The 13,453-nt window shown below is 58.9% G+C and carries 14 protein-coding genes; 3 read left to right on the top strand and 11 right to left on the bottom strand.

Translation table 11 applies throughout. The features are described 5' to 3' along the window. Positions 1-3: 3 nt before the first annotated feature. The 7 genes from rpsS to rpsJ all read right to left on the bottom strand — a co-directional run bounded on the left by rpsS (position 4) and on the right by rpsJ (position 4,702). Positions 4-282: a 30S ribosomal protein S19 gene (gene rpsS / locus ACZ1HM_RS18630; RefSeq protein WP_472744109.1), complete on the bottom strand. Its 279-nt coding sequence runs from the start codon at positions 280-282 to the stop codon at positions 4-6. Position 283: 1 nt separating this feature from the next. Then, complete coding sequence (rplB, locus tag ACZ1HM_RS18635; RefSeq protein ID WP_472744110.1) at positions 284-1,126, bottom strand: 50S ribosomal protein L2; 843 nt, start codon at positions 1,124-1,126, stop codon at positions 284-286. 450 nt (positions 1,127-1,576) lie between these two features. Further along, complete coding sequence (locus ACZ1HM_RS18640; RefSeq protein WP_472744111.1) at positions 1,577-2,356, bottom strand: HalD/BesD family halogenase; 780 nt, start codon at positions 2,354-2,356, stop codon at positions 1,577-1,579. 251 nt (positions 2,357-2,607) lie between these two features. After that, a complete protein-coding gene (locus ACZ1HM_RS18645; RefSeq protein ID WP_472744112.1) occupies positions 2,608-2,904 on the bottom strand; it encodes a 50S ribosomal protein L23 in 297 nt (98 codons plus the stop codon). Beyond that, complete coding sequence (rplD, locus tag ACZ1HM_RS18650; protein WP_472744113.1) at positions 2,901-3,518, bottom strand: 50S ribosomal protein L4; 618 nt, start codon at positions 3,516-3,518, stop codon at positions 2,901-2,903. Before rplD ends, ACZ1HM_RS18645 begins: the two co-directional genes overlap by 4 nt. Next, a complete protein-coding gene (rplC, locus tag ACZ1HM_RS18655; RefSeq protein ID WP_472744114.1) occupies positions 3,515-4,369 on the bottom strand; it encodes a 50S ribosomal protein L3 in 855 nt (284 codons plus the stop codon). Before rplC ends, rplD begins: the two co-directional genes overlap by 4 nt. A 15-nt stretch (positions 4,370-4,384) precedes the next feature. Next, the gene (gene rpsJ, locus ACZ1HM_RS18660) at positions 4,385-4,702 is read right to left on the bottom strand and encodes a 30S ribosomal protein S10 (RefSeq protein WP_011567658.1); all 318 of its coding nucleotides are present in this window, start codon (positions 4,700-4,702) and stop codon (positions 4,385-4,387) included. 351 nt (positions 4,703-5,053) lie between these two features. Here rpsJ and ACZ1HM_RS18665 point away from each other — a divergent pair, with 351 nt between their 5' ends. After that, the gene (locus ACZ1HM_RS18665) at positions 5,054-5,956 is read left to right on the top strand and encodes a glycosyltransferase (protein ID WP_472744115.1); all 903 of its coding nucleotides are present in this window, start codon (positions 5,054-5,056) and stop codon (positions 5,954-5,956) included. A gap of 211 nt (positions 5,957-6,167) precedes the next feature. Then, entirely contained in the window at positions 6,168-7,793 is a 1,626-nt protein-coding gene (locus ACZ1HM_RS18670) for an SGNH/GDSL hydrolase family protein (RefSeq protein ID WP_472744116.1), read from the top strand. Positions 7,794-7,924: 131 nt separating this feature from the next. On the opposite strand, the gene tuf is transcribed toward ACZ1HM_RS18670, so the two are convergent. The 4 genes from tuf to rpsL all read right to left on the bottom strand — a co-directional run bounded on the left by tuf (position 7,925) and on the right by rpsL (position 12,313). After that, a complete protein-coding gene (gene tuf / locus ACZ1HM_RS18675; protein ID WP_472744117.1) occupies positions 7,925-9,100 on the bottom strand; it encodes an elongation factor Tu in 1,176 nt (391 codons plus the stop codon). Between the two features lie 85 nt (positions 9,101-9,185). Continuing rightward, a complete protein-coding gene (gene fusA, locus ACZ1HM_RS18680) occupies positions 9,186-11,303 on the bottom strand; it encodes an elongation factor G (RefSeq protein ID WP_472744118.1) in 2,118 nt (705 codons plus the stop codon). 74 nt (positions 11,304-11,377) lie between these two features. Then, positions 11,378-11,848: a 30S ribosomal protein S7 gene (gene rpsG, locus ACZ1HM_RS18685; RefSeq protein WP_472744119.1), complete on the bottom strand. Its 471-nt coding sequence runs from the start codon at positions 11,846-11,848 to the stop codon at positions 11,378-11,380. A 93-nt stretch (positions 11,849-11,941) separates the two neighbouring features. Next, entirely contained in the window at positions 11,942-12,313 is a 372-nt protein-coding gene (gene rpsL / locus ACZ1HM_RS18690; RefSeq protein ID WP_367879952.1) for a 30S ribosomal protein S12, read from the bottom strand. 325 nt (positions 12,314-12,638) lie between these two features. On the opposite strand from rpsL, the gene ACZ1HM_RS18695 reads away from it, so the two are divergent. Continuing rightward, positions 12,639-13,448 carry a putative rhamnosyl transferase gene (locus ACZ1HM_RS18695; RefSeq protein WP_472744120.1) on the top strand — a complete coding sequence of 270 codons (810 nt, stop codon included), beginning with the start codon at positions 12,639-12,641 and terminating at the stop codon, positions 13,446-13,448. Positions 13,449-13,453 lie beyond the last annotated feature (5 nt).

Genomic DNA, 13,453 nt, shown 5'->3' on the forward strand with positions numbered 1-13,453 from the left:
GGCTTATTTCCGCTTCGCTTTTTTGTCAGCGGCGTGACCGTAATAGGTACGGGTCGGAGAATATTCACCAAACTTCTGGCCAATCATCTCTTCGCTAACGTTTACTGGGATATGCTTGTGGCCGTTGTAGACACCGAATGTCAGACCCACAAACTGCGGCAGGATGGTGGAGCGACGGGACCAGATCTTGATCACTTCGTTGCGGCCACTTTCCCGGGCGGCTTCGGCCTTTTTGAGGACATAAGAGTCAACAAAAGGACCTTTCCATACTGAACGAGCCATATTACCGCCCCTTCTTCTTGGCGTGCCGTGACCGTACAATCAGACGGCTGGACGCTTTGTTCTTGTTGCGGGTTTTGGCACCCTTGGTTGGCTTGCCCCATGGCGTCACCGGATGGCGACCACCTGAGGTCCGGCCTTCACCACCACCGTGTGGGTGGTCAATCGGGTTCATCACAACACCACGGACGCTTGGACGCACGCCCTTGTGGCGCATACGACCCGCTTTACCCATGTTCTGGTTGGAGTTGTCAGGGTTGGAAACCGCACCAACGGTGGCCATGCATTCCTGACGCACCAGACGCAGCTCGCCTGAGCTGAGACGGATCTGGGCATAGCCCCCGTCCCGGCCCACGAACTGAGCGTAGGTGCCCGCCGCACGCGCGATCTGACCGCCTTTACCAGGCTTCATCTCGATGTTGTGGACGATTGTACCGATGGGCATGCCAGAGAAGGGCATCGCGTTGCCAGGCTTGATGTCAGCCTTGGCCGCGGCCACAACCTTGTCACCAACAGCCAAACGCTGTGGGGCCAGGATGTAGGCTTGCTCACCATCGGTGTATTGAACGAGCGCGATAAACGCGGTCCGGTTCGGGTCATATTCAATGCGCACGACGACGGCTTCGACGTCCATTTTGTTGCGCTTGAAATCAACGATACGGTAGAGGCGCTTTGCACCACCACCTTTGCGACGCATTGTGATCCGTCCGGTGTTGTTCCGTCCGCCATTCTTGGTCAGACCCTCTGTGAGGGCTTTGACCGGGCGGCCTTTCCAAAGCTCCGAACGGTCGATCAGTACCAGCCCACGCTGGCCCGGCGTCGTCGGTTTGTACGACTTGAGTGCCATGTTGTCTGTCTTCCGTTTTGCTTACGGGCGGAGGTGTGCCCCCGCCTATGGTATGAAGGGCCCCGAAGGTCCCCAGTTTGGTGTGTGCGTCGTGGCCCGTGTGGGGCTGGGACGAACAAAGACAGAGCCCCGGACAGATCCGGGGCTGTGTCTGTGCGTGCGTTTAGGGGGGAATGGGGGTGGGGTCAAGGGGTGGGGAACACGGCAGAAATTTCCTTACTCTCCCCTAGCAAGCCGTAGGGTGCGCATTCATGCGCACCGCTCCCGCCAAATCAACGTACCGGTGCGCAGTATCGGTGCGCAGTAAATGCGCACCCTACCCATCGCCTTTTCCACGATACCCCCTCCCTTCTCACCCAATGAAACAGCGCCACTCCCACGCAACACCCTCTCCATCAACGCCTCGGCCCAAGCCACCGCTACCCGGATCACCTATTCGTCTCGGGCGCCCTACCCCAACCGCCCATAAAACGTCTGCCGCGCACTTTCCGACAACGCCACCCCCGGCTCTGCATTATACGCCAGCACCGCCAGCATCCGCGTCACGTCGCTCTCATTCGGGCTGACCCGGTGCACCGAGTTCCGCCCCCGGAACAGCACCAGCGTCCCCGGCTCCATCGTCAGCACCTCAGGCTCAACCGTCCCATCCAAAAGCGCGCCGACGCCGTCGAAATTCATCTCTCCCGCGTCTGCATCCCGCAGGTCCTTGAGGTATTCGAACCGCGCGCCCGCAGGCGGCTTTTGGATCAGCAGCGTGATCGCGAATGAGGAGTTGTCGAAATGCCAGCCCAGCTCTTGGCCCCGCTCGGCGTAGTGGATGTTGATCGACGACAGCGGGTCGGCATAGGGGTGCAGGCCGTCTTGGCCGGTCACGCCCCGCACGAAATCCCGAAACGCGGGCGCATCGTAAAGCTGGCGCAGCGCAGACGTTTCCCCGACCATGTCGTCACAGATACAGCCCTTGGAGGACACCACCTGCCGGTTGGCGGGGTGATCCTCGGCATAAGCGGGATCAGGGGGCGTGAGATAGACCGAGTGGTTCTGCGCACAGAAATAGGCCTGGTCCCGTCCGGCCTGTGCCTCTGCGTGGATGTCGGCCAGGGCCTGCGGTGTCAGGAAATCCGGCAGCACCAATGCGCCGTCCCGGTCCAAAGTCGCCCGGCAGGTGGTGGCGAAATCAGGGTCCGTGATCGGGTGGGCATCAAGATCGACAATGGCGGCTAGGGACATGGCAAGGCTCCGTTTAGGTCACGGCGCAGCCTATCTTTTCGCACCGCCTTGGCAAGGTAGGGTGGGCATTCATGCGCACCGGTCGATCCCAATCTATACCACATCGGTGCGCATTCATGCGCACCCTACGGCACCATGTCTGCACGTCCGGTGCACGCGCGGTGTACAGCGTGTGACAATTAACCAGGTCTTCACCAAACGCAAAAAGGCCCCCACGCGGGGGGCCTTTCTAACCTTGGGTCCAGCGCGGCTTAGAGGCCGGTGGACACGTCGATTGTGTTGCCTTCTTCCAGCGTCACGTAGGCCTTCTTGACGTCCTTGCGACGCCCAATCTGGCCGCGGAAACGCTTGACCTTGCCTTTGGTGATGGTGGTGTTCACCGCCTTCACCTTCACACCAAAGAGCGCCTCAACGGCTTCTTTGATCTGTGGCTTGTTGCTGTCGATATCCACTTCGAAAACCACGGCGTTCTGTTCGGACGCCATTGTCGCTTTCTCGGTGATGATCGGCTTGCGGATCACGTCGTAGTGTTGTGCTTTGGCGCTCATTTCAGACGGGCCTCCAATGCTTCGACACCTGCTTTGGTGAGCACCAGAGTGTCACGCTTGAGGATGTCATATACGTTGGCACCCATGCTGGGCAGGATGTCCAAACCTTCAATGTTCCGCGCGGCCTGCGCGAAATTCTCGTTCACAGACGCACCATCGATGACCAGCGCACGCTTCCACCCGAGGGAGGAGACCTGCTTGGCCAATGCGGCGGTTTTGCCTTCGGCGGCGGCCTCGTCGATTATGACCAGCTCACCCGCTTTTGCCTTGGCAGACAGCGCGTGCTTCAGACCCAGCTTGCGGAACTTCTTGGTCAGCTCGTGACCGTGGCTGCGCGGGGTTGGGCCCTTGTAGATACCACCCTTGCGGAAGATCGGCGCGTTGCGGTCGCCGTGGCGTGCGCCACCGGTGCCCTTTTGGCGGTAGATCTTCTTGGTGGAGTAAGACGTCTCGGACCGTGTCTTGACCTTGTGGGTACCGGCCTGCGCGTTGTTGCGCTGCCAGCGGACCACGCGGTGCAGGATGTCGGCGCGTGGCTCAAGGCCAAACAGCGCCTCGTCCAGCTCTACCGATCCGGCCTTGCCGCCGTCGAGTTTGATGACATCGAGTTTCATGCGTCACCTTCTTTCTTTTCTTCAGCTGCATCTGCCGCGATGGAGGCTTCGGCCTCCGCCTCGGCTGCGGCCTCTGCTGCGGCTTGCTCTTCGGCCAGACGCTTGGCTTCGGCTTCCGCCTCAGCTGCTGCTGCCGCTGCTGCTTCTTCGGCGGCCTTCGCCGCTTCATCCGCTGCAGATTTCAGCGCTGCTGGCAGAACTGCGTTCTCAGGGAATGGCTTTTTCACAGCGTCTTTGACTGTGACCCAACCGCCTTTGGAACCAGGCACCGCACCTTTGATCATGATCAGGCCACGATCGGTGTCTGTCTTGACCACTTCGAGGTTCTGCGTTGTCACGCGGGCTGCACCCATGTGACCGGCCATTTTCTTGCCTTTGAAAACCTTACCAGGATCCTGACACTGACCGGTGGAACCGTGCGAACGGTGAGAGATGGACACACCGTGTGACGCCCGCAGACCGCCGAAGTTGTGACGCTTCATCGCACCGGCAAAACCTTTACCGATGGAGGTGCCTGCCACATCCACATACTGACCAGCGAAGTAGTGATCAGCGATGATCTCTTCACCAACGGGCAGCATCGCGTCCGCATCCACACGGAATTCCGCCAGCTTGCGCTTTGGCTCCACCTTTGCCGCGGCAAAGTGGCCACGCATGGCTTTGGACGTCCGCTTTGCTTTGGCCGTGCCTGCACCCAGCTGAACAGCTGTGTAGCCGTCTTTTTCAGCGGTGCGCTGTGCCACAACCTGCAGCTTGTCGAGTTGAAGAACGGTCACAGGGATCTGCTTGCCGTCTTCCATGAACAGCCGGGTCATACCGACTTTTTTTGCAATAACGCCTGAGCGCAACATAATCTGGTGCCCCCCTTACGACTGCAGCTTGATTTCAACGTCCACACCAGCGGCGAGGTCGAGCTTCATCAGCGCGTCCACGGTCTGGGGCGTTGGATCCACGATGTCCAAGAGACGCTTGTGCGTCCGGATCTCGAACTGGTCGCGGGATTTTTTGTCAACGTGTGGGCCACGCAGAACGGTGAACTTTTCGATCTTGTTGGGCAGCGGGATCGGGCCGCGAACGGAAGCGCCTGTGCGCTTTGCCGTGTTTACGATTTCCTGTGTGGAAGTATCGAGCACCCGGTAATCAAACGCCTTCAGGCGAATGCGGATATTCTGGCTTTGTGCCATGTGTCATCCCCTTACATCGGGGTTTCAGCGGATTGGAAGATATACGCTCATCGCACACCTTCTTCGCGCCTGCTGTCAACGCACACGGGGCGCGCGCAGCGCACCCCGGTGAGTCTTGGGGCGTATAGGAGGTTGGGATGCGGCTGGCAAGCCTATTTTAAGGGTTTGCCCCCTTAAAAGAAGGATCGCCGCTGACCCAAATTGGCCCAGATGATTGGTCCCGCTTGGGTTGCATTTACGAAACACTTTTTTGACGCTGCAAATTGGGCCTTTTCTTACCCCCGCAATCCGTTAGCGTGAAGGTAAGTCGGCAACAAGTTGACAGTTCAGAAGAACAAAAGAGCAGGCAGAATGGCTTCACTTCGCACTCAAGTGCTGGGCGTGACCCGATGGTCCTATCCCAGCAACTCCGCTGACTTTCGCAAATCTGGCAAAGATCTCGACCAGCTTCGAGAGCAGCTTTATGCGCCCCACCGGTTGGAACACCGGCTCTTTTTGCTCGAACATGTGGTGCTGCCATGTTTGCGCGCACAAACCGATCCGAATTTCAGACAGCTTTTCGTGATGGGCGACCAACTGCCTGACCCCTGGCGCAAACGGCTGTTGGGCCTTTTGAAAACCGTGCCCCAGGCCATGCCGGTATTTATGCCCGAAGGCCAGGACATGCGGGCAATGTTGTCAGACATGATCCCGACCTACCGCGACAAAACCTGTGATGTCTTTGCCCAATACAGGATTGATGACGATGACGCGGTGGGCGCTGAATTCGTAGCCAAATCGCGTGAGATTTTTGACCAACTGCGCCCCATCTATGAAACCGAAGGCATTGCGGGCCTTGATTATACTCGCGGGCTGATCATGGCCACGACGCAAGGCAACATAGACTTTCGCCCTGTGGCTGCCCGACAATGGGCCCCCGGATTGGTGGTGTTCCAAGAGGCAAGCACCGCCAAATCCGTCTTTGAATTCCCGCACCTGCGCGTATGGCATTCCATGCCCGTACTGACCCATCGGCAGACGGCAATGTTCATCCGCGGGGCGCACCACGACAACGACAGCCAGATCGGCACCTTTGCCCGGCGCACAAAATCCTTCGCCTTTAACCCGCCCAACCTAAAGCGGTTTTTAAGGCGCAAATTCGGGATGGACCTGCCCGCACTGAAGGCGGCCTGGGCCGAAGGGGCGAGCCGTTTTTCATCACCCGGTACCGATGAGGCGCATCAAGAGCTGCAAGCCGCCCGCAACGCTGCCTGATCCCAACCGTCTGGGCCTGAGCGGGCCGATGGTGGAGCTGAGGGCGGGCACATCACCGCAGATGACGTGGGGGCAGGTTTGGTAAACCTGCGCATTCCGGCTTGCATCGGCAGGCCACAGGCCGGACATTTCTTTCCAAGAATGGCGCAAGCCAACAACAGTGGCACCAGCCCCCTTGGCTGGGAGCCATACATTTAATTGGGAGGAAAGAATGGAAGAAGAAACAACCAACGCACAGCCGAATTACAGCGCACTCTTTGTCTTTGGCGACAGCCTGAGCGACAATGGCGCGGTGTCCGCCCTGACCGGCGGCACCTTTCCACCAGCAGAGCTGACGGGGACGGACCTGGACGGCAATCCAGTGGATTTCGCCGGGCGCGGGATTTTCTATAACAACAACTTCACCAACGGCACGGTCTATGCCGATATCGCGGCGGATTTGCTGGGCATCCCGGGTGATACCAGCACGGTCTACGATGATCTGATGGGCTCCAACCTGGCCGTGGGCGGCGGCACTGCGACCGACCTCAGCGCCTTTGGCGGGACGGCCAACAGCACCTTGGCACAACAGGTTGGCACCTTTCAGCTGGGCCTTGCCGGATTGCCAGGGACCGACGCGGAGAAAGCCGCGTTTCTGGGCAGCTCAGCGGCCTCAATTTTCATTGGCCTCAACGATCTGAGCGCGCTTGCGGGTGCGGCAACCGCTGGGGGCACGATTGATCAGCTGGCCATCGCCCAGGGCATCGGCGTGATTTTGACCGACATCCAGTCGCAGGCGGAAATTCTCGCGGCATCAGGTATCGGCACGTTGGTTTTGAACGCCCTGCCGGGCGGCAGCTTTTTCCCAAGCTCCAACGCGCTGATCGCAGCCTTTGGCCCAGAAACGGCAACCCTGTTCGATCTCGTCTCAGCCCAGGTGAACGCCGGGCTTGAGGCCATTGGCGCAGGCCTTGCCGCCAATGGCGTGAATGTCGAAATGGTTGATTTCTACGCCCTCGCCCAAGAGGTGCAGGCAGACGCAGAAAGCTACGGCTTCCTCACGCTTGAGAATGCCCTGCCCAACAGCGATGCGGAAAACACCCTGCTGATCACGGATGTGCCAATTGATCAGGTGGGCTTTATTGACCCTGTGCATTTCACATCCGAACTGCATGAGGTCTTTGGCGCCTTCCAAGCGCGCACACTGGGCACCAACCAGATCAAAGGCGACGCCATGGGCGGGATCACCGAAGGGAGCGCAGATCATGATACGATCTTTGCGCTCGCGGGGCGTGACATTATTCGCGGGGATGCGGGCAATGACCTGATCTTTGCAGGGGCCGACAACGATGTCGTCTTTGCGGGGACTGGCGAAGACATCGTCTTTGGCGGCACAGGCAACGACGTCCTGCTGGGCGGCGCAGATGGTGATGTCCTGGGCGGCGGTGCCGGCAATGACATGCTGTTTGCCGGTGCAGGGGATGATGTGGTTGCGGGCAACGCGGGCAATGATTTCGTCAACGGCGGTGCTGGCAACGACCTGCTGGTCGATGGGCTGGGCAATGATGTGGTCGCTGGCGGCAGCGGGGATGACATCGTTGTGTATTTCTCCGCCGATCAGATCGGTGGCGTTGTCGGAGACAGTGCGGATCTCTTCTTTGGCGGCGCGGGTGACGATATGCTGCTGGTCGTCTCTGAAACACCCATCGAAGATGTGGACGCCTATTTGGTCGCAAATGGCGTTATGGCCACGGGCTTTGAAACTGTCACAGCCGTTTCAACAGATGACCTGGCCGATATTGATTTCGGCACGCTTGTGGGACAGCTGGAAATGGCGGGCCTGTTCGGTCTGGTCTGATGAAGGGCCGATCTCTTTGAAGAGATCGCACCGAACCCTTTAAAGGGTTCGGCCCCCACCAAACGCCAAAGGCCGCCCCGAGGGGCGACCTTTGCTTTTCGTCTGTGCTGAACGCTCAGCGCATTCGCAAATTACTCAGTAATTTTGGACACAACGCCCGCGCCAACCGTGCGGCCGCCTTCGCGGATCGCAAAGCGCAGGCCCTGCTCCATCGCGATCGGTGCGATCAGCTCAACGTCGAACTTCAGGTTGTCGCCTGGCATCACCATCTCGGTGCCCTCGGGCAGCTGAACGGTGCCGGTCACATCCGTCGTACGGAAGTAGAACTGCGGACGGTAGTTCGCAAAGAACGGCGTGTGACGGCCACCCTCTTCCTTGGTCAGGATATAGGCCTCGGCCTCGAACTTGGTGTGTGGTGTCACGGAACCTGGCTTACACAGCACCTGGCCACGCTCAACGCCGTCACGGTCAACACCACGCAGCAGCGCGCCGATGTTGTCGCCCGCTTCACCGCGGTCCAGCAGCTTGCGGAACATTTCAACGCCTGTGCAGGTCGTCTTGGCCGTGTCGCGGATGCCCACGATCTCGATCTCGTCGCCTACGTTGATCACGCCGCGCTCAACACGACCGGTCACAACTGTACCGCGGCCAGAGATGGAGAACACGTCTTCCACTGGCATCAGGAACGGCTGATCTACCGCACGCTCAGGCGTTGGGATGTAGTCGTCCACAGCCGCCATCAGCTCTTTGATCTTCTCTTCGCCGATCTCAGGGTTGTTGCCTTCCATCGCTGCCAGCGCAGAGCCTGCAACGATTGGAATGTCATCGCCTGGGTAGTCGTAGGAAGACAGCAGCTCGCGGATTTCCATTTCCACCAGCTCCAGCAGCTCTTCGTCGTCAACCTGGTCCACTTTGTTCATGAACACGACCATCTTTGGGATGCCAACCTGGCGGCCCAGCAGAATGTGCTCACGGGTCTGTGGCATCGGGCCGTCAGCCGCGTTCACCACCAGGATCGCGCCGTCCATCTGCGCCGCACCGGTGATCATGTTCTTGACGTAGTCCGCGTGGCCGGGGCAGTCGACGTGCGCGTAGTGACGTGCCTCGGTCTCATATTCCACGTGCGCGGTGGAGATGGTGATGCCGCGGGCTTTCTCTTCGGGCGCGCCGTCGATCTGGTCGTAGGCTTTGAAGTCACCAAAGTACTTCGTGATCGCCGCCGTCAGCGTCGTCTTGCCGTGGTCAACGTGACCAATCGTGCCGATGTTAACGTGCGGTTTCGTGCGTTCAAACTTTTCCTTTGCCATTGGGATGGCTCCTTTTTGTTAACGGTGCGCTTAAAAGCGCACCCTACGGGTTGGTGTAGGGTGCGCATTCACTGCGCACCGCGGTTTATGCAAATTTGGCCTGGATCTCGTCTGAGATGTTCTGTGGCACGCCTTCGTAGTGGTCGAACTGCATGGTGAAGTTCGCACGACCCGAAGACATGGACCGCAAGGTGTTGATGTAGCCGAACATGTTGGCCAGCGGCACAAAAGCGTCGATGGCAATCGCGTTACCGCGGGTGTCCTGCCCCTGTACCTGACCGCGACGGGACGTCAGATCACCGATGATGCCACCGGTGTATTCCTCAGGCGTCACCACCTCGACCTTCATGATGGGCTCAAGCAGTTTCGCGCCGGCTTTTTTCATGCCTTCGCGCATACCCATACGTGCCGCGATTTCAAACGCCAGAACGGATGAGTCCACGTCGTGGAACTTACCGTCGATCAGCGCGACCTTGAAGTCGATCACGGGGAAGCCCGCCAGCGGACCGGAATCCATGACAGAGTTGATGCCTTTTTCCACGCCGGGGATGTATTCCTTAGGCACGGCACCGCCGACGATGCGGCTCTCGAAAGAGTAGCCTTCGCCCGGCTCGGTTGGCATCAGGATCATCTTCACCTCAGCAAACTGACCGGAACCACCGGACTGTTTCTTGTGGGTGTAGGTGATTTCAGCTTCACGAGAGATCGTCTCACGATAGGCCACCTGCGGCGCACCGATGTTGGCCTCAACCTTGAATTCACGCTTCAAGCGGTCGACGAGGATGTCGAGGTGCAGTTCGCCCATGCCTTTCATGATGGTCTGACCGGATTCCAGGTCAGTTTCCACACGGAAGGAGGGGTCTTCTGCGGCCAGACGCTGCAGACCGGCGGACATTTTTTCCTGGTCGGCTTTGGTCTTTGGCTCAACCGCGATCTCGATCACCGGATCAGGGAAAGTCATCGTTTCCAGAACCACAGGATCGTTAACGGCGCAAAGCGTGTCACCGGTTGTGGTGTCTTTCAGACCTGCCAGCGCGATGATGTCGCCTGCGAATGCTTCTGTGATTTCCTCACGGTCGTTGGAGTGCATCATCATCATACGACCGACGCGCTCTTTCTTACCTTTAGTGGAGTTCAGCAGCGTGTCGCCCTTGTTCAACACGCCGGAGTAGAGACGTGTGAAGGTCAGGGAGCCAACAAAGGGGTCGTTCATGATTTTGAACGCCAGGCCAGACACAGCCATGTCATCGTCCGCGCGGCGCGGGATGTCACGTGTTTCTGTTTCGTCGCCTGGTTTGAAGCCCATGTAATCAACAACGTCCAGCGGGCTGGGCAGATAGTCGATCACAGCGTTCAGCAGAGGCTGCACACCTTTGTTCTTGAACGCAGAGCCGCACAGAACGGGGATAAATTTGATCTCAAGCGTGCCCTTACGGATCAGCTTGCGCAGTGTTGGAACGTCAGGCTCATTGCCTTCGAGGTATTCCATCATCGCGTCGTCGTCCATTTCAACGGCAACTTCGACCATCTTGCCGCGCCATTCTTCGGCCTGATCCTTCAGGCTGTCACGGATGGGGCGTTTTTCCCAGGATGCGCCGAGGTCTTCACCGGCCCAGACCCATTCTTCCATGGTCACCAGATCGATCATGCCTTCCAGCTCATTCTCGGCCCCAATTGGGATCTGAATGGGGCAAGGCGTGGCGCCTGTGCGGTCCTGGATCATGTGCACGCAGTTGAAGAAGTCCGCGCCGATCTTGTCCATTTTGTTCACGAACACGATGCGTGGCACTTTATAGCGGTCGGCCTGACGCCAAACCGTTTCTGTCTGTGGCTCAACACCGGCGTTGGCGTCCAGAACGGCAACCGCGCCGTCGAGAACGGCCAAGGAACGCTCAACCTCAATGGTGAAGTCCACGTGGCCGGGCGTGTCGATGATGTTCATACGGTGCTTGGGCGTGTCCGCAGTGGACCCGTCCTCAGTGCGTTCCCAGAACGTGGTTGTCGCAGCGGATGTGATGGTGATGCCGCGTTCCTGTTCCTGCTCCATCCAGTCCATGGTGGCGGCACCATCGTGCACCTCACCGATGTTGTGGGATTTGCCTGTGTAGTACAGGATACGCTCGGAACATGTGGTCTTGCCGGCATCAATGTGAGCCATGATGCCAAAGTTACGATAGCGGTCTAGCGGATAATCGCGTGCCATTTTGATGCTTCCTTAGAAGTATGCTTTTCAAATGATCAAGGGCCGTGCGGATCACGGCCCTAATGGGGGAGGTTTTACCAGCGGTAGTGGCTGAACGCTTTGTTGGCGTCGGCCATTTTGTGCGTGTCTTCGCGCTTTTTCACGGCAGTACCGCGAGATTGAACAGCGTCCAGAAGCTCACCTGCAAGGCGCTCTTCCATGGTGTTCTCATTGCGCGAACGGGACGCTTTGATCAGCCAGCGGATGGCCAGTGCTTCGCGACGCTCAGGGCGCACTTCAACGGGCACCTGATAGGTCGCACCACCCACACGGCGGGAGCGCACTTCGACGGAGGGTTTGATGTTATCCAGCGCTTCGTGGAACACTTCCACGGGGGCGCGCTTGATCTTGTTCTCAACGCGGGTCAGCGCGTTGTAAACGATGCGCTCGGCGACAGATTTTTTGCCGTCGATCATCAGGTTGTTCATGAATTTTGTCAGCACCAGATCACCGTACTTGGCGTCTGGCAAAACTTCGCGTTTTTCAGCGGCGTGGCGGCGTGACATGGGTTTGTCTTCCTTCTTGCGGATGGTGCGCAATAAATGCGCACCCTACGTGGTGGCTGTAGGGTGCGCATTCACTGCGCACCACGACATCAATTACTTCGGACGCTTGGCACCGTACTTGGAGCGGCGCTGCTTACGATCTTTGACGCCCTGAGTATCCAGAACACCACGCAGGATGTGATAGCGCACACCGGGAAGGTCTTTCACACGGCCACCACGGATCAGAACAACAGAGTGTTCCTGCAGGTTGTGGCTTTCACCGGGGATGTAGGAAATCACTTCGAAACCGTTGGTCAGGCGAACCTTGGCCACTTTCCGCATCGCGGAGTTCGGTTTCTTAGGTGTGGTGGTGTACACACGGGTGCAAACGCCACGTTTCTGTGGGCACTGCTCCAGGTGCAGGGATTTGGAGGTCTTGCGTTTTGGCTGCCGCGGTTTGCGGATCAGCTGTTGAATCGTTGGCATTCCGGTTCTTCCCGTTCTGTCTCACATCAGGTGCACGAGGCTCACCCCATGCGGTTTAAAATTCTGCGCTTCGCCATAAACAAAGCAAAAGCACCGCAATGTTCCCGTACCGAGGTGAACAAGGCGGTGGGGCTTCAGAGGACCGGGCCAGTAGGAGGCCGGATCTTGACCACTTAAGTTATGATTCCGTTTGGCAGGGAGACCCCGCCGTCGAGATAGCGGGCGTATAGGGGAAGGGACGGCACCTGTCAACAGCGCCTCCCCGGGTTGCCACGCCCCCATCGGCCTGCGATGTTTCGGCTGATAAAACAAGGGGCCTGCGCCTATGCAAACCATCGGCATCTGCCGCTTTTCCTACCTGGGCGAAGGTGGGTTCCAGGTGGAACATGACAGCCTGCAGGCGCGGATGGGCTACCTTTATGCGCCCGACCGGATGGAGGCGCGCTTTGCGACCTTTGAAACGATGACCCTGCCGCCGCTCAAGGCGCAGACGGACCCTGATTTTACCTTTCTGATTGTCACCGGTGACAGCCTGCCCACCCCGTATCGCGCCCGGTTGGAAGCGGCGGTGGCGGATATGCCCAACGCGGTGATCCGCAGCTGCCCACCCGGCCCGCACCGCAAGGTCATGCAACGCGCCATCAACAGCGTGCGCCAGTTCGATGGCGCGCCTTGCCTGCAGTTTCGCATGGACGACGATGATGCGGTGGCCTGCACATACGTCGAAAAGCTGCGCCAGGCCGCGCAGGATGTTGAGGCCCTGGCCGCCAAGCACCGCCACATCGCCATCGACTTTAACCAAGGTCTGATCGCGCGCCCCACTGCGCGAGGGCTCGAAGTGGCACCCACCAACACGCCCTACACCACCGCTGCGTTGGCGCTGATGATCCGGGCGGATTTAGAGGTGTCAGTGATGAACTTCGCCCACATGAAGGTGGGGCGCAAAATGCCCACTGTCACCTTCACCGGTCAGGATATGTTGATCCGGGGGCACAACGATCACAACGACAGCCGCCAGAAGCCCGGCATCAAGCCCCCAAAGCTGACGCCGGTGGATGCCGCGATGAAAGCGCACCTTAAGTCCGTCTTTGCCATCGACGCCGATGCGGTGACCGCCCGGTTTGCAGCGCTTTGAGCGCG

Source organism: Sulfitobacter sp. GN1-4 (assembly GCF_055693825.1).

Excerpts from the sequence above, each read along its gene's own strand:
- rpsJ (WP_011567658.1), bottom strand. The coding sequence starts at position 4,702 with ATGGCACAAAGCCAGAATATCCGCATTCGCCTGAAGGCGTTTGATTAC.
- rpsG (WP_472744119.1), bottom strand. The coding sequence starts at position 11,848 with ATGTCACGCCGCCACGCCGCTGAAAAACGCGAAGTTTTGCCAGACGCC.
- rplC (WP_472744114.1), bottom strand. The coding sequence starts at position 4,369 with ATGTTGCGCTCAGGCGTTATTGCAAAAAAAGTCGGTATGACCCGGCTG.
- tuf (WP_472744117.1), bottom strand. The coding sequence starts at position 9,100 with ATGGCAAAGGAAAAGTTTGAACGCACGAAACCGCACGTTAACATCGGC.
- rplD (WP_472744113.1), bottom strand. The coding sequence starts at position 3,518 with ATGAAACTCGATGTCATCAAACTCGACGGCGGCAAGGCCGGATCGGTA.
- fusA (WP_472744118.1), bottom strand. The coding sequence starts at position 11,303 with ATGGCACGCGATTATCCGCTAGACCGCTATCGTAACTTTGGCATCATG.
- rplB (WP_472744110.1), bottom strand. The coding sequence starts at position 1,126 with ATGGCACTCAAGTCGTACAAACCGACGACGCCGGGCCAGCGTGGGCTG.
- rpsL (WP_367879952.1), bottom strand. The coding sequence starts at position 12,313 with ATGCCAACGATTCAACAGCTGATCCGCAAACCGCGGCAGCCAAAACGC.
- ACZ1HM_RS18665 (WP_472744115.1), top strand. The coding sequence starts at position 5,054 with ATGGCTTCACTTCGCACTCAAGTGCTGGGCGTGACCCGATGGTCCTAT.
- rpsS (WP_472744109.1), bottom strand. The coding sequence starts at position 282 with ATGGCTCGTTCAGTATGGAAAGGTCCTTTTGTTGACTCTTATGTCCTC.
- ACZ1HM_RS18695 (WP_472744120.1), top strand. The coding sequence starts at position 12,639 with ATGCAAACCATCGGCATCTGCCGCTTTTCCTACCTGGGCGAAGGTGGG.
- ACZ1HM_RS18640 (WP_472744111.1), bottom strand. The coding sequence starts at position 2,356 with ATGTCCCTAGCCGCCATTGTCGATCTTGATGCCCACCCGATCACGGAC.
- ACZ1HM_RS18645 (WP_472744112.1), bottom strand. The coding sequence starts at position 2,904 with ATGAGCGCCAAAGCACAACACTACGACGTGATCCGCAAGCCGATCATC.
- ACZ1HM_RS18670 (WP_472744116.1), top strand. The coding sequence starts at position 6,168 with ATGGAAGAAGAAACAACCAACGCACAGCCGAATTACAGCGCACTCTTT.